The following is a 19,822-nucleotide window of genomic DNA, read 5'->3' as shown; positions in this document are numbered from 1 at the left end:
ACGAAAAAGCAGACTTAGCGGTTATAAAAAAGTTAAATCAGGCCAGAAAGTGACTGAGGAACAGCAGACCCAGCGAAACATTAATCGCGCCGCCGATCCTGGTTGCGATCTGCGCGAACGGCATCAGGTTCATGCGGTTGCCGGAGGTCAGTATCGCCACGTCGCCGGTACCGCCCTGACCGCTCTGGCAGCAGGAGACAATCGCCACGTCAATCGGGTACATGCCAATCTTTTTGCCGACCAGGAAACCGGTCGCCACCAGCGCCGTTACGGTGCTGATAATCACCAGCAAATTGGTTACGGTAAACGCGTTGACCAGCTCCTGCCACGGGGTGATCGCCACGCCGACGGCAAACAGAATCGGATAGGTAACCGCCGTGCGGAAGAACTTATACACCATCTGCGATCCCTCCTGCAGGCGCGGAGAGACGCCGTTCACCAGCTTCAGCAGCACCGCGAGGAACAGCATGCCCACCGGCGCGGGCAGGCCGATGGTCTTCTGCCCCAGCATGCCCAGCATATAGAGCAGCACCGCCAGCAGCGCGCCGGAGGCCAGCGTCGTTACGTCCATTTTGCCCTCGACGGGCGTTTCGCGATGCGTCTCGTTGCGGCGGTTCGGCATCAGCTGTCCCTCACCGGTCAAATGCGGAAAACGCTTGCCCAGCTGATTTAAACAGCCGGAGATAACAATCGCCGTCAGGCTGCCCAGCATCACCATCGGCAGAACGCGCCCAAGCGCCACGCCCTGATCCATATGCATCAGCGCGGCGTAGCCAATCGACAGCGGGATCGCTCCCTCGCCGACGCCGCCGGCCATGATCGGCAGGACGATAAAGAAGAACACCTGGAACGGCTCCAGCCCTAGCGCGGTACCGACGCCGACGCCAACGACCATGCCGACGATTTCTCCGCACAGCATCGGGAAGAAAATCCGCAGAAAGCCCTGAATCAGCGTGGTGCGGTTCATGCTCATAATGCTGCCGACGATAATGCAGCAGATATAAAGATAAAGAATGTTGGTCGACTTATAGAATTTGGTGGTCGATTCCACCACCACCTCCGGCAGCAGGCCGTAATGAACCAGCGCAGAAGGAATAAAAGTCGCGCAGATGGCCGCTGCGCCAAGCTTACCCAGAACCGGCAGGCGTTTGCCGAATTCACCGCAGGCAAAGCCGAAAAAGGCCAGCGTCGCCACCATCACGACGATATCGCTCGGCAGCTTGCCGCCTAAACAGTCCAGGGCAATCAGGCCGCCGGCCAGCAGAAAGAGCGGCAGCGGGATAATACCGACTTTCCAGTTATCGAGGATATGCCACCAGCGCTGCTTAAGCGGCGCTTTCGGGGTATTGATAGGGTCGATGGTTGCAGAGAATGCATTGTCTGTGGTGCTCATAATTAAGCCCTCTGGTTATTATTATTTTTCAGGTTAGAGGGCCATCCGCAGAGTTAATGTGAGGATCGACAGATTAAAAAAGAAGTTTTAATGGTCACTATGGTTTTTATGGTTTCTATTATTATTGTGAAACCGCTCTGATTTATGGTCGTGGTTTTTAAGGTTTTTAAATCCAGCGCCTGATTAACCTTGATAAATTCCGCGCCAGCAGATAATTGTGGTTTCCGGACGCCTGCGAAGGGGGTCACCGTTTTCCCTCAGCCACGATGTCGGTATGGCCAAAGATGATACAGTGCCGCATCCCTGATACGGTGCAATAGAATTATGAAGGTTTCATTTCAATTTAAGCTGTTCATTTCACTGGTCGCTTTTTTCTCAGTGCTTTTCGCGCTGCTGGGCGTGTATTACTATTTTGACGCCAGCCGTCAGCTTTATCAGGAAATGAGCGCCCGCGCGAAAATACAGGCGCAAGAAATTGCCCTGATGCCGGATTTACGCCAACAGGTCGCGCGTGAAGACGCGCTGGCGATAAAACCTTTTATGCAAAATATCGCCGCCCACAGCGACGCCAGCTTTATTGTCATTGGCGACAGGCGAGGCGTGCATCTGTTTCATTCGGTCCACCCGGAATGGGTCGGCACGCGGCTGGTTGGCGGCGATAACCAGCCGGTGCTGGAGGGGAAAAGCGCCACCACCATCCGCAAAGGGGGACTGGGGATTTCCCTGCGCAGCAAAGCGCCGATTTTCGACGATGCGGGCCGGGTCATCGGTATTGTTTCCGTCGGCTACCTTACCAGCTATCTCGACAGCATCACGCTGGAAAAAGTCATCAATATCTTTGTCGCCGCAGTGCTGCTGTTGATTGCGCTGTTTATCTTCTCCTGGTACTTCACCCGCAGCATTAAGAAGCAAATTTTCTCGCTGGAGCCGCGGGAAATCGGCCTGCTGGTGCGCCAGCAAAAGGCGATGATGGAGTCGATATACGAAGGGGTGATCGTAATTGACCATCACCGGCGTATCGAAGTGATAAATCATGCCGCCCGCAGCCTGCTCGGACTGAGCCAGCCGGCGCATCAGCTGCGCGGTAAGTCTATCGATAGCGTCATTACGCCGCAGCCGTTTTTCGCCAGCGGGGAGATGCTCGAAAACGATACCCACGACGAGCTGTGCCGCTTTAATCAGCTGACCGTTCTCGCCAGCCGGGTGCGTATCCTGCTGGAGAGTGAACTGCAGGGCTGGGTGATCACTTTCCGCGACCGCGACGAAATCAACTCGCTGAGCGCCCAGCTTAGCCAGGTGAAGCGCTACGTTGATAATCTGCGCATCATGCGCCATGAACAGCTGAACCGTATGACCACCCTTTCCGGCCTGCTGCATATGGGCCACTATGATGAGGCGATTCGCTACATTCAGGCGCAGTCGGAGCATGCCCAGGAGCTGCTGGACTTTATCTCATCACACTTTAATTCGCCGACGCTGTGCGGTCTGCTGCTGGGCAAAGCCGCCCGCGCGCGGGAAAAAGGGGTTGAACTGAGCTTTGACCCGGCCTGCCGCATTGACCGTCCGCTGCCGTCATTGATGGAGTCCGAGCTTATCTCTATCATCGGTAATCTGCTGGATAACGCTATTGAGGCTACCCAGCGCGCCGAACTGCCGCACGAACCGGTCGAGATTCTGATTCAGCTCAACGCCCGGGAATTAATGATTGAAGTCGCCGACCGCGGCGTCGGTATTCGTCCGGAGATCCGCGAGCATATTTTTGAGCGCGGCGTCACCACCAAAACCCGCGGCGATCACGGTATTGGCCTGTATCTTATTGAGCGCTACGTAACCCAGGCCGGCGGCACAATTGAAGTGGCCGACAACGCCCCGCGCGGCGCGATTTTTACGCTGTTTATCCCCGCCAGCGGGCCAGCCCATCCGCAAGAAGAGACGCACTATGCATCATGACCTGGTCGATGTTCTGATCATCGAAGATGAAAGCGAACTGGCGCGGCTGCACGCCGAGCTTATTCAAAAACACCCGCGCATGCGGCTGGCAGGCACGGCGGCCTCCCTCGCCCAGGCGCGGCAGAGACTCAACGCCAGGCCGCCCCAGCTGGTGTTGCTGGATAATTATCTGCCGGACGGCAAAGGGGTCACGCTGATGAACGACCCGATCATGGCCCAGGCTAACTGCTCGGTGATCTTTATCACCGCCGCCAGCGATATGGAAACCTGTAGTCTGGCAATCCGCAACGGCGCCTTCGACTACATTCTTAAGCCGGTGTCATGGAAGCGCCTGAGCCAGTCCCTTGAACGGTTTGTGCAGTTCTACGATCAGCAGCGCGAGTGGAAGATTGTCGACCAGCAGAACGTGGATTCGCTGTATCAGCTACAGGCCAAAAACTATCGTGCCGATAGCGGCAGTAAAGGGATTGAAGAAAAAACGCTGGCGCTGGTGCAAAATCTGTTTACCGGCGATCAAGAACGCTGCTTTTCGGTCGATGACGTGGTGAGCGAGGCTGGATTGAGCAAAACCACTGCTCGTCGCTATCTGGAGCACTGCGTGGAAATCGGCTTTCTGGAGGTGGAAATGCTGTACGGCAAGATTGGCCATCCGCGGCGTATGTACCGCCGCGCCGCCAGCCCATCGTGACGCCTCCCCCGCCCGGGAGAGGCCGGTCGTTCAGAAGCCGCGCTGTTCTTTGATCAGCTCCCAGGCTTTCTGGATCTCCTGCGCTTTCTGCTTAGCCATCTCCATCATTTCCGGCGGTAGCCCTTTCGCCACCAGCTTATCCGGATGGTGCTCGCTCATCAGCTTACGATAGGCGCGCTTGACGGTGGCGGCATCATCAGTCGGTTTTACCCCCAGCACATTGCAGGCATCTTCCAGAGTGGGCCCGCGCTGCGCCTGCTGCCAGCCGGCGTTGCCGCCGCGCTGGCCGTAAGATTGCTGCTGCGACCCGCCGCCGAACTGCGCCCCGCCCTGCATCATGCGCAGGAACTGCTCAAACTGAGCGCGGGAGATGCCCAGCTCATCGGCAATCACAAACAGCACTTCACGTTCGTTGGGATGCAGATCGCCATCGGCAAAAGCCGCCTGCAGCTGAATTTCCAGAAACATCCGAATTAAATCAAAGCGGCCAAAACAGACGCTGCGCAGCTGGCGCATTTTCTCACGCAGCGGATAGTCATCTGATTTCCCTACCCGAAACGCGTGCTGTGCCGCCGTCCGCGCTTCGCCATGAAGATTCATGCGATCCATCAGCAAATTGGCGACGTGGATATCGGCTTCGGTGACGCGCCCTTTTGATTTGGTCAGGTGCCCCATCACTTCAAACGTCGTCGAGAAGAACAGCGACTGGCGCTCCTGCTGGTTGGCAAAGACGTTCAGCCGGCGGCTGCGCGCGCGGTCAAACATATGCCCGATTAAAAAGCCCAGTACCACGCCCCAAAAGCCGCCGCCCATCATCAACGCAACCGCAACGCCAATTATTTTACCCAAATACTGCATAGACTCCCCAATCTCTCTGCCGCCAGTTAAGCTATATCTGACCGCACGTTACAAAGCGTTTACGCCTCGGTCAATTGTGGGACATAGCCTATAATTTGCTTTATCATACTCGTCATTCTACACGGTGCCTAACGCTCGGGCTCGAAACGGGCAGGATTAACACTAGCGCGATTTAGACGAGTAAGTTAGGCTCTGACCGTTTGCAAGCCGCTGCCACACGATGACGGAACAACAAATACAACGTATGAAAAAACGTATTCCCAGCCTCCTGGCCACCATGATCGCCAGCGCCTTGTATAGCCAACAGGGCCTCGCTGCCGATCTCGCCACGCAGTGTATGCTTGGCGTCCCAAGCTACAATCGTCCTTTGGTCGAAGGGAAACCCAACGACCTGCCGGTGACGATCGATGCCGATCATGCGAAAGGCAACTACCCTGATAACGCCGTATTTACCGGCAACGTCGATATTAATCAGGGAAACAGCCGGCTGCAGGCCGATGAGGTCCAGCTCCACCAGCAGCAGGCGGAAGGCCAGCCGCAGCCGGTGCGGACGGTTGATGCCCTCGGCAACGTGCACTATGACGATAATCAGGTGATCCTCAAAGGGCCGAAGGCCTGGTCGAATCTCAACACCAAAGATACCAACGTCTGGCAGGGCGATTACCAAATGGTAGGCCGTCAGGGGCGCGGTACCGCTGACCTGATGAAGCAGCGCGGTGAAAACCGCTACACCATTCTGGAAAACGGCAGCTTTACCTCCTGTCTGCCGGGCTCTGACACCTGGAGCGTGGTCGGCAGCGAAGTTATCCACGACCGCGAAGAGCAGGTGGCTGAGATCTGGAACGCGCGCTTTAAGCTCGGTTCAGTGCCGATTTTTTATAGTCCTTACCTGCAGCTGCCGGTGGGCGATAAGCGCCGTTCAGGTTTCCTGATCCCCAACGCTAAATACAGCACCAAAAACGGCGCGGAGTTCTATCTCCCTTACTACTGGAATATCGCGCCTAACTTTGACGCCACCCTGACCCCGCACTATATGAGCAAGCGCGGCGGCGTGATGTGGGAAAACGAATTCCGCTATCTGACCAAAGCAGGGACCGGTTTATTTGAGTTCGACTACCTGCCGTCGGATAAAATTTATCATGACGATCATTCGAACGACAGCAACAGCCGCCGCTGGCTGTTCTACTGGAACCATTCAGGCGTCGTAGACCAGGTGTGGCGTTTCAACGCCGACTACACCAAAGTCAGCGACCCGGACTACTTTAACGATTTCAGCTCCAAATACGGTTCCAGTACCGATGGCTATGCCACGCAGAAACTCAGCGCCGGCTACGCGAATCAGAATTTCGATGCCACCGTATCGACCAAGCAGTTCCAGGTCTTTGACCGCGACTCAAGCAATGCCTATTCCGCCGAGCCGCAGCTGGACGTGAACTACTACCAGAACGACGTCGGCCCGTTTGATACGCATCTTTATGGCCAGGCGGTGCATTTTGTTAACTCGAACAGCAAAATGCCGGAAGCAACGCGTCTTCACCTTGAGCCAACCATCAACCTGCCGCTGTCTAACGGCTGGGGAAGCATCAATACTGAGGCAAAACTGCTGGCCACCCATTACCAGCAAAGCAACCTTGATAGCTACAACGCGGCCAACGGCACTGACTATAAAGACTCCGTTAACCGCGTCATGCCGCAGTTTAAAGTCGACGGCAAAATGGTTTTCGAGCGCGATATGCAAGAGAACTATACCCAGACGCTTGAACCGCGCATGCAGTATCTGTATATCCCGTATCGTGACCAGAGCAAGATCGGCAGCTACGACTCAACGCTGTTGCAATCAGACTACAGCGGCCTGTTCCGCGACCGCACCTACAGCGGTCTGGACCGTATTGCGTCCGCCAACCAGGTCTCCACCGGCATCACATCTCGCGTTTATGATGCCGCCGCAGTTGAACGTTTTAATATTTCCGTTGGTCAAATCTACTATTTCACCGAAGCACGTACCGGTGACGACAACATCAACTGGGAGAACAACGACACGCGAGGTTCACTGGTATGGGCCGGGGATACCTACTGGCGCATTACCGACGACTGGGGTTTACGCGGGGGAATTCAGTACGATACGCGTCTGGATAACGTCGCGACCAGCAGCGGAACCGTGGAATACCGTCGCGACGAAAACCGTTTAGTACAACTTAACTATCGTTATGCAAGTCCGGAATACATTCAGGCGACTCTGCCTTCGTATTCCACCGCTAAGCAGTATAAAGATGGTATTTCGCAGGTGGGAATGACCGCCAGCTGGCCAATCGTCGATCGTTGGGCAGTCGTCGGCGCGTATTACTACGATACGAATACCAGAAAGTCAGCGAACCAGATGTTAGGGGTGCAGTATAGCTCCTGCTGCTACGCTATCCGCGTTGGCTATGAACGTAAGATCAACGGCTGGGATAACAGCAGCAGCGAAAGCAAATACGACAATACCTTCGGCTTTAACATTGAGCTGCGCGGCCTGAGCTCCAATTACGGTCTCGGCACCCAGCAGATGCTGCGTTCGAACATTTTACCGTACCAGAGCTCCCTGTGATGTGGCTGGTTTAAACGTAATCCGCAATTGCGGTTAATTGAAATGGAAAAAGTATGAAGAACTGGAAAACGCTGCTTCTCGGTATCGCCATGATCGCGAATACCAGTTTCGCTGCCCCACAGGTTGTCGATAAAGTAGCGGCTGTCGTCAATAATGGCGTTGTTCTGGAAAGCGACGTCGATGGCTTGATGCAATCGGTAAAACTTAACGCCGGCCAGGCCGGGCAGCAGCTGCCGGATGACGCCACCCTGCGTCATCAGATCCTTGAGCGTCTGATCATGGACCAGATTGTCCTGCAGATGGGTCAGAAAATGGGCGTGAAGATCTCTGACGATCAGCTGGACCAGGCTATCGCCAACATCGCCAAACAGAACAACATGACCATGGATCAGATGCGCAGCCGTCTGGCCTATGACGGTATTAACTACAACACCTATCGTAATCAGATCCGCAAAGAGATGCTGATTTCGGAAGTGCGTAACAACGAAGTACGTCGCCGTATTACCGTTCTGCCGCAGGAAGTTGAAACCCTGGCGAAGCAGATTGGCGATCAGAACGACGCCAGCACCGAACTCAACCTCAGCCACATTCTGATCCCGCTGCCGGAAAACCCCACTTCCGAGCAGGTGGCAGAAGCTCAGGACCAGGCCAACTCGGTGGTTCAGCAGGCGCGCAGCGGCGCGGATTTCGGCAAACTGGCGATCACCTACTCAGCCGACCAGCAGGCGCTGAAAGGCGGCCAGATGGGCTGGGGTCGTATTCAGGAACTGCCGGGCATCTTCGCCCAGGCGCTGAGCACGGCTAAGAAAGGCGATATCGTTGGTCCGGTACGTTCCGGCGTTGGCTTCCATATCCTGAAAATCAACGATATGCGCGGCGGCAGCCAGAATATCTCCGTGACTGAAGTTCACGCCCGCCACATCCTGCTGAAACCGTCGCCGATCATGAATGACAATCAGGCCCGGGCAAAGCTGGAGCAAATTGCGGCTGACATTAAGAGCGGCAAAACCACGTTTGCTAAAGCGGCAAAAGAGTTCTCTGAAGATCCGGGTTCGGCAAACCAGGGCGGTGATTTAGGCTGGGCAACGCCGGATATCTTCGATCCGGCCTTCCGCGACGCTATTCTGCGCCTCAATAAAGGCCAGACCAGCGCACCGGTTCACTCATCCTTCGGCTGGCACCTGATTGAGCTGCTGGATACCCGCAACGTCGACAGAACCGACGCCGCGCAGAAAGATCGCGCTTACCGCATGCTGATGAACCGTAAATTCTCTGAAGAAGCGGCTACCTGGATGCAGGAACAGCGCGCCAGCGCCTACGTTAAGGTACTGAGCAACTAATCGCATTAGCCTCATACACAACATCACTCAGGGTGTATCGAGGCGGCTCGGCGAATCGCCCTGGTCTCTGACTGGGGCGACGAAGCGCAGCCAGTAAGAGAACGCCTGAAGGATGAAGTGTATGAATCGAGTTGTTATCACTCCCGGCGAACCTGCCGGGATTGGCCCCGACCTCGTTGTGCAGCTTGCACAGCGCGACTGGCCGGTCGAGCTGGTGATTTGCGCCGATGGCGCTCTGTTATCCGACCGGGCAAGCCTGCTCGGTCTTCCTTTATCGCTTCTGCCTTATGACCCTACCGTTCCCGCTACGCCGCAGCGCGCAGGCACCCTGACGCTTCTTCCCGTCGCTCTCAATGCGCCGGTTGAGCCAGGCGTGCTCAACGTCAGCAACGGCAGCTATGTGGTGGAAACGCTGGCCCGCGCCTGTGATGGCTGTCTGAACGGCGAATTCGCCGCGCTGATTACCGGGCCGGTGCACAAGGGCATTATCAACGATGCGGGGATCGCCTTCACCGGTCATACCGAGTTCTTTGAAGAGCGCTCGCAGGCCAGTAAAGTGGTGATGATGCTGGCGACCGAAGCGCTGCGCGTGGCGCTGGTGACCACTCACCTGCCGCTTAAAGCAATAAGCGATGCGATTACCCCCGAGCTGCTGCGGGAAATCATCACCATTCTGCATCACGATCTGCGCACCAAATTTGGTATCAATAACCCGCACGTGCTGGTTTGCGGCCTGAACCCGCACGCGGGCGAAGGCGGCCATATGGGCACGGAAGAGATTGATACCATTATTCCGGTGCTGGAAGAGATGCGCGCGAAGGGGATGAATCTCAGCGGCCCGCTGCCGGCAGATACCCTGTTTCAGCCGAAATATCTCGACCATGCCGATGCGGTACTCGCGATGTATCACGATCAGGGCCTGCCCGTGCTAAAATACCAGGGCTTTGGCCGCGGCGTGAATATTACGCTCGGTTTACCATTTATTCGCACTTCCGTTGACCACGGCACCGCGCTTGAACTTGCGGGCCAGGGGAAAGCGGAAGTCGGCAGTTTTATCACGGCGCTTAATCTCGCCATTAAAATGATTGTTAATACTCAATGAATAATCGAGTCCATCAGGGCCACTTAGCCCGTAAACGCTTCGGGCAAAACTTTCTCAACGATCGGTTTGTGATCGACAGCATTGTCTCGGCCATCAATCCACAGAAAGGCCAGGCGATTGTTGAAATCGGCCCCGGCCTCGCCGCGCTGACCGAACCGGTCGGTGAACGCCTCGACCAGCTCACCGTTATCGAGCTGGACCGCGACCTGGCCGCTCGTCTGCAAACGCATCCGTTCCTCGGACCAAAGCTGACGATTTATCAGCAGGATGCGATGACCATGAACTTCGGCGAGCTGTCGCAGAACATGGGCCAACCGCTGCGCGTATTCGGCAACCTGCCGTACAACATCTCGACCCCGCTGATGTTCCATCTGTTCAGCTATACTGATGCCATTGCCGATATGCACTTTATGCTGCAAAAAGAGGTGGTCAATCGTCTGGTTGCCGGGCCGAACAGTAAGGCGTATGGTCGACTAAGCGTCATGGCGCAGTACTACTGCCAGATTATCCCGGTGCTTGAAGTTCCGCCGAGCGCCTTTACGCCGCCGCCTAAAGTTGATTCCGCCGTGGTGCGCCTGGTGCCTTACCGCACGCTGCCGCATCCCGTTAAAGATGTGCGCGTGCTGAGCCGCATCACGACAGAAGCCTTTAACCAGCGTCGGAAAACGATCCGCAACAGTCTGGGCAATCTGTTCAGCGTTGAAGTTCTGACCGAGCTGGGCATCGACCCGGCGAAGCGCGCAGAGAATATTTCCGTGGCGCAGTACTGTCAGCTAGCTAACTGGTTATCTGAGAACGCGCCCACCAAGGAGAGCTAACCATGATTAATTCGCCCCGAGTTTGTGTACAGGTGCAAAGCGTCTATATCGAATCGCAATCTTCTCCGCAAGAAGAGCGCTACGTCTTCGCTTATACCGTCACCATTCGCAATCTGGGGCGGACTCAGGTTCAGCTTCTTGGCCGCTACTGGCTTATCACCAATGGGCACGGTCGTGAGACCGAAGTCCAGGGGGAAGGCGTTGTCGGCGAGCAGCCGCATATTCCGGCCGGCGGTGAATACCAATATACCAGCGGCGCGGTCATTGAAACGCCGCTGGGCACCATGCAGGGACATTATGAGATGATCGATGTGAACGGCGCGCCGTTCACCATTGAAATCCCTGTTTTCCGTCTCGCAGTACCCACTCTCATCCATTAAAACAATGTCTACATACCTTATTGGCGACGTTCACGGTTGCTACGATGAACTGATCGCACTATTAGAGCAGGTGGAGTTTAACCCTGAGACTGATACGCTGTGGCTGACGGGCGACCTGGTCGCGCGCGGCCCCGGTTCGCTCGAAGTACTGCGTTTCGTGAAACAGCTTGGCGACAGCGTACGCATCGTGCTGGGCAATCATGACCTGCACCTGCTGGCGGTCTTTGCGGGCATTAGCCGCAATAAACCCAAAGATCGGCTGAAATCGCTGCTTGAGGCGCCGGACGCCGACGATCTGCTCAACTGGCTGCGTCGTCAGCCGATGATGCAAATCGATGAAGAGAAAAAGCTGGTTATGGCCCACGCCGGGATCACGCCGCAGTGGGATCTGGAAACCGCTAAACAGTGCGCTCGCGACGTGGAAGCCGTGCTTGCCAGCGACTCCTATCCGTTCTTCCTCGATGCGATGTACGGCGACATGCCGAACAACTGGAGCAACGAACTGAGCGGACTGGCGCGCCTGCGCTTTATCTCTAACGCTTTTACCCGCATGCGCTACTGCTTTCCGAACGGCCAGCTGGATATGTATGCCAAAGAGGCGCCGGAAAACGCGCCCGCGCCGCTCAAGCCGTGGTTTGCTATTCCCGGGCCGGTGGCCAGCGAGTACAGTATTGCCTTCGGTCATTGGGCTTCGCTGGAAGGGAAAGGCACGCCGGAAGGGATTTACGCGCTGGATACCGGCTGCTGCTGGGGCGGCGATCTGACCTGCCTGCGCTGGGAAGATAAGACGTACTTCACGCAGCCGTCAAACCGGCAGCCAAATCTTGATGAAGGCGAGGCGATCGCCTCCTGAAGAGAGTCACCCCGGTGAGCGAACGCCACCGGGGAAAACCTTAGCGACGCTCCAGAATCTCGAAGCAGTAACTATGGGAATTCTGCGCATCAGCATCGTGGAACTCGCTGAATACCGACTCCCACTCGTCCGGATCGTAATCCGGGAAATGAGTATCGCCTTCCACTTCCGCATCAATATGGGTCAGATAAAGCTTTTGCGCTTTTGGCAGGAACTGCTCATAAACGCGTCCGCCGCCGATCACCATCATCTCTTCTACGTCGCCGCAAGCGGCGATGGCTTCATCGACCGACTTCACCCACTGCACGCGATCGTCGGTGCCGGGCTGGCTGCTAATAACGATATTTTTACGCCCCGGTAATGGGCGACCGATAGATTCCCAGGTGAGACGCCCCATCACTACCGGTTTGTTTAAGGTATTGCGCTTAAACCAGGCGAGATCGGCAGGCAGATTCCACGGCATGGCATTTTCCATACCAATGACGCGATCTACCGCTAACGCCGCAATCAGACTGATCATTGAATAATTCCCGAATGCAAAAAATTGCCGCCACTATACGGAAAGCGTAATACTTCGTCGACTAGGCGGAGAGTAAAGAATCAGAAAATTTTAAGATTTGCTGGCGAGCCCACGTAAGCCCCGTGAGCCGCCAGACAGGATTTAAATTGAAAACAAAATGTTACTTGTAAAGCTAACGTAACACCCTGAATTCCCTCTTATGCCGGGGGTTTATTTTCCGGCTCATCAGCGATATCACCGGTATGCCTCCCCTCTTCCGTTCCTTGCCAGCCATGACGCTGAACCAGCGATAAATGATTGCGGTCTTCGTTGATTATTCCGGTCAGCATATCGCTGGTGCGCTTGAATACCGCCACCCGCGAGGCCGCATCGTTTTCCGCCATGGCCACCATCTCTTCGACCATTTGCAGGTTGAAACGGCGGAACAGATCGGCGCGCTCGCGGGCCTCGTAGGCTCCCAGGCCCAGCGCCTCAAGCGTCATACGCCCGGACTTCAGCGCCGCTTCAAAGGTTTCACGCTCCGGCGCCTCAACGCCTGCCTGGCGCAGCTTAATGTAATGATCGACATCGCGGGCGCGGGAGATGATCTGCAGATGCGGAAAATGCTCTTTTGCCAGCTCCGCCAGCTGCAGGTTTGTCTGCGGATCGTCGATGGCGTTAATCAGCACTTCCGCTTTTTCCGCCCCCGCCGACTCCAGCAGGTCAACCCGCGTCGCATCGCCGTAGAACACCTTCATATCAAACTTACGCAGGGTATCGACGTGGTCAGGATCGTGATCGAGAATCACCATCTTCACGCCGCTGGAGAGCAGCACGCGGCCGGCAATCTGCCCGTAGCGGCCAAAGCCGGCAATAATTACCCGCGGCTGCTCTTCGTCAATTTCATCCGCCTCGCGCTCCTGGCCGCTGGTGGATTTCTCCAGACGGGTCAGCAACACCAGCAGGATTGGCGTGGCAGCCATCGATAGCGCCACCGCCAGGGTCAGCGCCTTCGCCCATTCGCCGTCCAGGACATCGGCCATCTGCGCCGCGCCGAAGACCACAAAGGCAAATTCACTCCCCTGCCCCAGCAGCACCGCAAACCAACGGCGCTGCGCGCGAGGTACGCCTAACGGCCTGGCGATCAACCACAGCATCAGGGATTTAATCACCAGAAATCCCACCAGCAAAATCAGGATCCGCAGCGGATGAGTCACCAGAGTACCGAAGTCGATAGACATCCCGACGCCGATAAAAAACAGCCCCAGCAGCAGCCCCTTAAACGGTTCAATATCGCTTTCGAGAGCGTGGCGGTACTCCGAGCTCGCCAGCAGCACCCCGGCCAGGAATGCCCCCATCGCCATCGACAGCCCAACCTCTTCCAGCAGCAGCCCGAAGCCAAACACCAGGAACAGGGCCACGGCGCTGAAGACTTCACGCAGGCCGGAGCGCGCAACAAAACGCAGCATCGGCCGGGTCAGATAGCGGCCAAGCACCACCACCAGCGCCAGCGCACCCGCCACTTTCAGGGCAGAGAGTGCAAACGCGCCCAGCGTCGTCGAGCCGCCGCTCGCCGCCAGCAGCGGGATCATCGCCACCAGAGGAATAGCCGCAATATCCTGGAACAGCAGCACCGCAAAGGCGCTCCGGCCCAGCTGGGTGACCGTCAGGTTACGCTCGTTCATCGCCTGCATAGCGATAGCCGTTGAAGAGAGCGCCAGCGTCATGCCAATCAGCTCGGCAACCTGCCAGCGCAGACCAAGCGACATGCAGAACAGGCCGATCAGCACGCCGCAGACGACCATCTGCAGCGCCCCACCGCCGAACACCGAAGCGCGAAGTTTCCACAGGCGCTGGGGATCGAGCTCAAGACCGATAACGAAAAGCATCAGCACCACGCCGATTTCCGCGAAGTGCAGAATCGACTCGGCGTCGGTGACCAGCCGCAACCCCCACGGGCCAATAATGCAGCCGGCAATTAAGTAGCCGAGCACCGACCCTAAGCCCAGACGTACGGCAATCGGCACGATCAGCGCGGCGGATCCTAAATAGATGAGCGCCTGTATCAGCGTATGGCTATCCATGGTTGTGCGCCTCCTGCCATTCGATTAAGCGTTGCCGATAGCGGCGCGCCTGCGCCTGTAGGGTTTCGTCATCGCAGATAAAAGTGCAATGCATCGCAAACGGCGGTAGCCATGTCATGCCGCAGTAGAGGGCTGTCGCCTGCAGCGGCTGCGCCAGGACGTCGAAACCGGGAAAGGAACCAATATCAAAGTGGCTTTCGCCGCCGCCGGTAGTAACCGCCCACATCAGCGATTTACCGCGCAGCGCGATACCGTTGTGACCGTATGCCCAGCCGTGCGCCAGCACTTTATCCATCCACAGCTTGAGCAGCGGCGGCACGCTGTACCACTGCATCGGATGCTGCCAGATAACCAGATCGGCACGGGCCAGCGCCGCCTGCTCGGCGGCGATATCAATATTAAAGTCAGGATAAAGCTGATAGAGGGAGCGTATCTCTACGCCGTCAAGCGTCCCTGCCTGCTCAAGCATCCGCTTATTCGCATGCGAGTGCTGCGGATAAGGGTGCGCATAAATTATGAGGATCATTGATTAGCCTGCGTTAGCTCTTGTTGTAATCAGCAAGAGTGTAGACAGTTAATTGAATCGCTTACAATGATAAGTGTGATTTATCTCTCATTCAGGGCGAGGATCGCTCAGGCAGGGGTGACCCCGCGATACGGGGCCATGAATAACGCTTAGTTATCCAGTTCATCCATCGATTTAACCTGATCGCGATTGATCTGCTCGGTACGACCGGTTTCCGCGTTTTCGTAGGACACCAGACCGGTGTCGTCATCCACCTGGGGTTTGCCATCGGTGACAATAGTTTTGCCATCGGTGGTTTTTAGCGACTGATTAGATGAACAGCCAGCCACGGTGAAAAGCGCAGCAGCGGCAAAAATAGCGGCGGTGAGGGGCTTGTTGTACATGGTGTTTCTCTCCCGTTATTCAGTCATATTCATTATCACCCTAACCACTTTAGGCTAGCTGACTGTCCGGGGAGAGAAAACCAGAACTCTCCGAAGTGGCCTGTTAGCGCCGATCCCTCTGTTTTTGTTCGAAGTTCACCGCCGCGCCGATCAGGTTAGCATCGTTGCGGTATTGGCAGAGCACCACCTGCGGTAAAAATTCTGCTAAATCTTTTTCATTCACCAGCTCGTTCAGGCGCTGCTTGATGCCGTTAAAAATCCTATCGCTGGCGGAGATACCGCCGCCGATAATCAGGCAGTCTGGGTCGTAGCACACCTGCAAATTCAGTAAGCCTATCGCCATCCAGTGGTAAAACTGCGCCACTTCCTGCTGCGCGATATTGTCGCCCTCCTCAGCCAGGCGAAAGACATCCTCTCCGGAGACGGAGTCAGCCGCCAGCGACATGCGCCGGGCATAACGACGCGCCGTAGCGACGGCGGTTGCCAGTTCGCTAAAGGTTTGCCCCTCGTGCAGGGTCATCATGCCAAATTCCCCGGCGTAGCGATGGCTGCCGTGGCGCAGGACTTTATTGTCGACAATGGCGCCACCGATACCTGAACCGGCAATCACAAACAGTACGCTGTCATACTCGCGGCCCGCGCCCAATGCCGCCTCGGCGATACCCGCCGAGTTGGCGTCGTTCTCAATGCATACCGGCAGTGAAAACAGCCCGGAAAGCTCTTCGACGATGGGAAAGTGATGAATATAGGGAATGGCGCTCAGGCCGCTAATGACCCCGCTCTGCGGATCCACGCACCCAGGAGCACTAATTGAGATCCCATTAATGGCGTAGCGCGACTGAAACTGTTGATAAAGTTCCAATAGCCGATTTTTCATCTCTTCCCAGCTATCAGGCGTCTCAACCGATGCGGTATCCTTCAGCTCCCCCTGCTGCCAGACGCCATATTTAATCGATGTACCGCCCCAATCAAACAAAAGTATCGCCATGTCGTTATCCTTGCGTGCGTCATGAAATGGTTTTGTTCCATTAAGGATGAACCCTCTCCCGCCATTTCGCTTTATCGCAACGCAAAAAAAAAAGCGCCTCCGGCGTTGGCCACCGGAGGCGCTTTTACTGGCAGATGAGATTACTTTTTAATCTGCGCGTGCATTTCCTGCACCGAGGTCACTTTCTCTATCGCGTTGGCATTGAGGGCCATTGCGGTAGCGAAACCGCCGTTCAGCGTGGTGTCGTAGTGCACTTTGTACTGCAGGGCGCTGCGGCGAATCAGCTTGGAGTCTTCAATCGCCTGACGGCCTGCGGTGGTGTTGATGATGTAGGTGTATTCGCCATTCTTGATGCGGTCCTGAATGTGCGGGCGGCCTTCATGCACCTTGTTCACCAGACGCGGGTTGATGCCGGCTTCGCCCAGCACAATCGCAGTACCGTGGGTTGCATCCAGCTCGAAACCAAACTTCAGCAGTTTTGCCGCCAGATCCACCACGCGCTCTTTGTCGCCTTCGCGTACGGAGAGCAACGCGCGTCCCTGTTTCTTCATCGTCGAGTTGCTGCCTAACTGCGCCTTGGCGAACGCTTCCGCGAAGGTGCGGCCAACGCCCATGACTTCACCGGTAGAGCGCATTTCTGGCCCTAACAGCGGGTCAACGCCCGGGAATTTGTTAAACGGCAGAACCACCTCTTTCACCGAATAGTACGGCGGGATGATCTCTTTAGTGACGCCCTGCTGAGCCAGCGTTTTGCCCGCCATCACGCGCGCCGCGACTTTCGCCAGCGGTACGCCGGTGGCTTTCGAGACAAACGGGACGGTACGCGCCGCGCGCGGGTTGACTTCAATCAGGTAGACTTCGTTGTTTTTGACCGCAAACTGCACGTTCATCAGACCGCGTACCTGCAGCTCAAAGGCCAGCTTCTGCACCTGCTCGCGCATCACATCCTGAATTTCCTGGCTCAGGGTGTAGGCCGGCAGCGAACACGCGGAGTCGCCGGAGTGTACGCCCGCCTGCTCGATATGCTCCATGATGCCGCCAATCAGCACCATTTCGCCGTCGCAGATGGCATCGACGTCAACTTCAACCGCATCGTCAAGGAAGCGGTCCAGCAGCACCGGCGCATCGTTAGAGACGCTGACGGCGGTCTGGAAGTAGCGACGCAGGTCGATTTCGTCGTAGACGATTTCCATCGCGCGGCCGCCGAGAACGTAGGACGGGCGCACCACCAGCGGGTAGCCAATCTCTTTCGCCTTCTCGACCGCCATTTCGATCGCGGTCACGGTGGCGTTCGCCGGCTGCTTCAGCTTCAGGCGGTCAACCGCGTGCTGGAAGCGCTCACGGTCTTCCGCACGGTCGATTGCATCCGGGCTGGTGCCGATAACCGGCACGCCTGCGGCTTCCAGCGCGCGCGCCAGCTTCAGCGGCGTCTGGCCGCCGTACTGCACGATAACGCCTTTCGGCTTCTCAATGCGCACGATTTCCAGCACGTCTTCCAGCGTCACCGGTTCAAAGTAGAGGCGGTCAGAGGTGTCGTAATCGGTAGAGACGGTTTCCGGGTTACAGTTGACCATAATGGTCTCGTAGCCGTCTTCGCGCAGCGCCAGGGAGGCATGGACGCAGCAGTAGTCGAACTCGATGCCCTGGCCGATACGGTTCGGGCCGCCGCCGAGCACCATGATTTTATCGCGGTCAACGGACGGATTGGCTTCGCACTCATCTTCATAGGTGGAGTACATATAGGCAGTATCGGTAGCGAATTCCGCCGCGCAGGTATCCACGCGCTTGTAGACCGGGTGCAGGTCATACTGGTCGCGCAGCTTGCGGATTTCCGCTTCGCGCACGCCAGCCAGCTTCGCCAGACGCGCATCGGCAAAGCCTTTACGCTTGAGCTGACGCAGGAAGTCGGCGTCGAGGCCGGTAATACCGACTTCAGCCACTTTCTCCTCCAGACGCACCAGCTCTTCAATCTGCACCAGGAACCAGCGGTCGATATTGGTCAGGTTGAATACGCCATCAACGGAGAGGCCCGCGCGGAAAGCGTCAGCGATGTACCAGATACGCTCAGCGCCAGCATCTTTCAGTTCGCGGCGAATCTTGGTCAGCGCTTCCGGATCATCGAGGCTCACTTTCGGGTCGAAGCCGGTAGCGCCGACTTCCAGGCCGCGCAGCGCTTTCTGCAGGGATTCCTGCTGGGTGCGGCCAATCGCCATCACTTCGCCCACCGATTTCATCTGGGTGGTCAGACGATCGTTGGCGCCGACGAATTTTTCAAAGTTGAAGCGTGGGATTTTGGTCACAACGTAGTCGATGGACGGCTCAAACGACGCCGGGGTGCGGCCGCCGGTGATATCGTTCATCAGCTCATCAAGGGTGTAACCGACCGCCAGCTTCGCCGCCACTTTAGCGATCGGGAAGCCGGTGGCTTTCGAGGCCAGCGCCGAGGAGCGGGAGACGCGCGGGTTCATTTCGATAACGATCAGGCGGCCATCTTTCGGGTTCACCGAGAACTGAACGTTGGAACCGCCGGTCTCTACGCCGATTTCACGCAGTACCGCCATCGAGGCGTTACGCATGATTTGGTACTCTTTATCGGTCAGGGTCTGTGCCGGCGCGACGGTGATAGAGTCGCCGGTGTGGATGCCCATTGCGTCGAAGTTTTCAATAGAGCAGACGATGATGCAGTTGTCGTTTTTATCACGCACCACTTCCATCTCGTACTCTTTCCAGCCAATCAGCGACTCATCAATCAGCAGCTCATTCGTCGGCGAGAGATCCAGACCGCGTTCGCAGATTTCTTCGAACTCTTCGCGGTTGTAGGCGATACCGCCGCCGGTGCCGCCCATAGTAAAGGAAGGACGGATGATGCACGGGAAGCCAACTTCAGCGGCAACCGCCAGCGCTTCTTCCATGGTATGTGCGATCCCGGAACGCGCGGTGTCGAGGCCAATTTTCTTCATTGCCACGTCGAAACGGCGGCGGTCTTCCGCTTTATCAATCGCGTCGGCGGTCGCGCCAATCATGGTCACGCCGAACTCTGCCAGCACGCCCTGACGCTCCAGCTCCAGCGCGCAGTTCAGCGCCGTCTGGCCGCCCATGGTCGGCAGAACCGCATCCGGACGCTCTTTCTCAATGATCTTGCGCACCACTTCCCAGTGAATCGGCTCGATGTAGGTAGCATCGGCCATTTCCGGGTCGGTCATGATGGTGGCCGGGTTAGAGTTCACCAGAATGACGCGGTAGCCCTCTTCGCGCAGCGCTTTACACGCCTGGGCGCCGGAGTAGTCAAATTCACACGCCTGACCGATAACAATCGGGCCCGCGCCCAGAATCAGGATGCTTTTTATATCTGTACGTTTTGGCATGGCTCTCT

At 56.7% G+C, this 19,822-nt stretch carries 16 protein-coding genes; 8 read left to right on the top strand and 8 right to left on the bottom strand.

From position 1 onward, the window contains the following. Positions 1–37: 37 nt before the first annotated feature. Complete coding sequence (locus tag KO1_RS18630) at positions 38–1,393, bottom strand: 2-hydroxycarboxylate transporter family protein (protein WP_004108203.1); 1,356 nt, start codon at positions 1,391–1,393, stop codon at positions 38–40. Between the two features lie 324 nt (positions 1,394–1,717). On the opposite strand from KO1_RS18630, the gene KO1_RS18625 reads away from it, so the two are divergent. Together KO1_RS18625 and KO1_RS18620 are read left to right on the top strand one after the other, a co-directional pair. After that, complete coding sequence (locus KO1_RS18625; protein WP_004108206.1) at positions 1,718–3,343, top strand: ATP-binding protein; 1,626 nt, start codon at positions 1,718–1,720, stop codon at positions 3,341–3,343. Next, on the top strand, positions 3,333–4,031 hold the full coding sequence (locus KO1_RS18620) for a response regulator (protein ID WP_004108208.1): 699 nt from the start codon (positions 3,333–3,335) through the stop codon (positions 4,029–4,031). Before KO1_RS18625 ends, KO1_RS18620 begins: the two co-directional genes overlap by 11 nt. Positions 4,032–4,061: 30 nt before the next feature. On the opposite strand, the gene djlA is transcribed toward KO1_RS18620, so the two are convergent. Further along, positions 4,062–4,889: a co-chaperone DjlA gene (djlA, locus tag KO1_RS18615; protein ID WP_004108210.1), complete on the bottom strand. Its 828-nt coding sequence runs from the start codon at positions 4,887–4,889 to the stop codon at positions 4,062–4,064. A gap of 244 nt (positions 4,890–5,133) precedes the next feature. Between djlA and lptD the strand changes: the two genes are divergently transcribed. The 6 genes from lptD (at position 5,134) to apaH (ending at position 11,969) form a co-directional block, all read left to right on the top strand. Then, positions 5,134–7,476 carry an LPS assembly protein LptD gene (lptD, locus tag KO1_RS18610; protein WP_024273722.1) on the top strand — a complete coding sequence of 781 codons (2,343 nt, stop codon included), beginning with the start codon at positions 5,134–5,136 and terminating at the stop codon, positions 7,474–7,476. A gap of 53 nt (positions 7,477–7,529) precedes the next feature. After that, positions 7,530–8,816, top strand: a complete 1,287-nt coding sequence (gene surA, locus KO1_RS18605; protein ID WP_004108221.1) for a peptidylprolyl isomerase SurA — start codon at positions 7,530–7,532, stop codon at positions 8,814–8,816. 112 nt (positions 8,817–8,928) lie between these two features. Further along, positions 8,929–9,918, top strand: a complete 990-nt coding sequence (gene pdxA, locus KO1_RS18600) for a 4-hydroxythreonine-4-phosphate dehydrogenase PdxA (protein WP_024273721.1) — start codon at positions 8,929–8,931, stop codon at positions 9,916–9,918. Beyond that, entirely contained in the window at positions 9,915–10,736 is an 822-nt protein-coding gene (gene rsmA, locus KO1_RS18595) for a 16S rRNA (adenine(1518)-N(6)/adenine(1519)-N(6))-dimethyltransferase RsmA (protein WP_004108225.1), read from the top strand. The genes pdxA and rsmA overlap by 4 nt, the downstream gene beginning before the upstream one ends. Positions 10,737–10,738: 2 nt before the next feature. Continuing rightward, positions 10,739–11,116, top strand: coding sequence for a Co2+/Mg2+ efflux facilitator ApaG/CorD (apaG, locus tag KO1_RS18590; protein ID WP_004108227.1), 378 nt, complete (start codon positions 10,739–10,741; stop codon positions 11,114–11,116). Positions 11,117–11,120: 4 nt separating this feature from the next. Then, the gene (gene apaH / locus KO1_RS18585; RefSeq protein ID WP_004108229.1) at positions 11,121–11,969 is read left to right on the top strand and encodes a bis(5'-nucleosyl)-tetraphosphatase (symmetrical) ApaH; all 849 of its coding nucleotides are present in this window, start codon (positions 11,121–11,123) and stop codon (positions 11,967–11,969) included. 40 nt (positions 11,970–12,009) lie between these two features. Here the strand turns inward: apaH and folA are convergent, their stop codons facing one another. The 6 genes from folA to carB all read right to left on the bottom strand — a co-directional run bounded on the left by folA (position 12,010) and on the right by carB (position 19,814). Further along, complete coding sequence (gene folA / locus KO1_RS18580) at positions 12,010–12,489, bottom strand: type 3 dihydrofolate reductase (protein WP_004108231.1); 480 nt, start codon at positions 12,487–12,489, stop codon at positions 12,010–12,012. Positions 12,490–12,686: 197 nt separating this feature from the next. After that, positions 12,687–14,552, bottom strand: coding sequence for a glutathione-regulated potassium-efflux system protein KefC (gene kefC / locus KO1_RS18575; protein WP_004108233.1), 1,866 nt, complete (start codon positions 14,550–14,552; stop codon positions 12,687–12,689). Then, positions 14,545–15,078 carry a glutathione-regulated potassium-efflux system oxidoreductase KefF gene (gene kefF, locus KO1_RS18570; protein WP_004108234.1) on the bottom strand — a complete coding sequence of 178 codons (534 nt, stop codon included), beginning with the start codon at positions 15,076–15,078 and terminating at the stop codon, positions 14,545–14,547. Before kefF ends, kefC begins: the two co-directional genes overlap by 8 nt. Before the next feature lie 149 nt (positions 15,079–15,227). Then, the gene (locus KO1_RS18565; protein ID WP_024273720.1) at positions 15,228–15,461 is read right to left on the bottom strand and encodes a YgdI/YgdR family lipoprotein; all 234 of its coding nucleotides are present in this window, start codon (positions 15,459–15,461) and stop codon (positions 15,228–15,230) included. 103 nt (positions 15,462–15,564) lie between these two features. Next, the gene (locus KO1_RS18560) at positions 15,565–16,449 is read right to left on the bottom strand and encodes an ROK family protein (RefSeq protein WP_016807498.1); all 885 of its coding nucleotides are present in this window, start codon (positions 16,447–16,449) and stop codon (positions 15,565–15,567) included. Positions 16,450–16,589: 140 nt separating this feature from the next. Next, entirely contained in the window at positions 16,590–19,814 is a 3,225-nt protein-coding gene (carB, locus tag KO1_RS18555) for a carbamoyl-phosphate synthase large subunit (protein ID WP_004108241.1), read from the bottom strand. Positions 19,815–19,822 lie beyond the last annotated feature (8 nt).

The sequence above is a fragment of the Klebsiella oxytoca NBRC 105695 genome (genome assembly GCF_001598695.1).
Lineage (GTDB): Bacteria > Pseudomonadota > Gammaproteobacteria > Enterobacterales > Enterobacteriaceae > Klebsiella > Klebsiella oxytoca.
The sequence above is the reverse complement of the archived record's forward strand: the minus strand, read 5'-3'. Positions and strand labels throughout refer to the sequence as shown.

Bases quoted from the DNA above. Each gene is read 5' to 3' on its own strand.
- KO1_RS18630 (WP_004108203.1), bottom strand. From the start codon at position 1,393: ATGAGCACCACAGACAATGCATTCTCTGCAACCATCGACCCTATCAAT.
- djlA (WP_004108210.1), bottom strand. From the start codon at position 4,889: ATGCAGTATTTGGGTAAAATAATTGGCGTTGCGGTTGCGTTGATGATG.
- surA (WP_004108221.1), top strand. From the start codon at position 7,530: ATGAAGAACTGGAAAACGCTGCTTCTCGGTATCGCCATGATCGCGAAT.
- lptD (WP_024273722.1), top strand. From the start codon at position 5,134: ATGAAAAAACGTATTCCCAGCCTCCTGGCCACCATGATCGCCAGCGCC.
- kefF (WP_004108234.1), bottom strand. From the start codon at position 15,078: ATGATCCTCATAATTTATGCGCACCCTTATCCGCAGCACTCGCATGCG.
- rsmA (WP_004108225.1), top strand. From the start codon at position 9,915: ATGAATAATCGAGTCCATCAGGGCCACTTAGCCCGTAAACGCTTCGGG.
- apaH (WP_004108229.1), top strand. From the start codon at position 11,121: ATGTCTACATACCTTATTGGCGACGTTCACGGTTGCTACGATGAACTG.
- apaG (WP_004108227.1), top strand. From the start codon at position 10,739: ATGATTAATTCGCCCCGAGTTTGTGTACAGGTGCAAAGCGTCTATATC.
- KO1_RS18620 (WP_004108208.1), top strand. From the start codon at position 3,333: ATGCATCATGACCTGGTCGATGTTCTGATCATCGAAGATGAAAGCGAA.
- KO1_RS18565 (WP_024273720.1), bottom strand. From the start codon at position 15,461: ATGTACAACAAGCCCCTCACCGCCGCTATTTTTGCCGCTGCTGCGCTT.
- KO1_RS18625 (WP_004108206.1), top strand. From the start codon at position 1,718: ATGAAGGTTTCATTTCAATTTAAGCTGTTCATTTCACTGGTCGCTTTT.
- folA (WP_004108231.1), bottom strand. From the start codon at position 12,489: ATGATCAGTCTGATTGCGGCGTTAGCGGTAGATCGCGTCATTGGTATG.
- kefC (WP_004108233.1), bottom strand. From the start codon at position 14,552: ATGGATAGCCATACGCTGATACAGGCGCTCATCTATTTAGGATCCGCC.
- KO1_RS18560 (WP_016807498.1), bottom strand. From the start codon at position 16,449: ATGGCGATACTTTTGTTTGATTGGGGCGGTACATCGATTAAATATGGC.
- pdxA (WP_024273721.1), top strand. From the start codon at position 8,929: ATGAAGTGTATGAATCGAGTTGTTATCACTCCCGGCGAACCTGCCGGG.
- carB (WP_004108241.1), bottom strand. From the start codon at position 19,814: ATGCCAAAACGTACAGATATAAAAAGCATCCTGATTCTGGGCGCGGGC.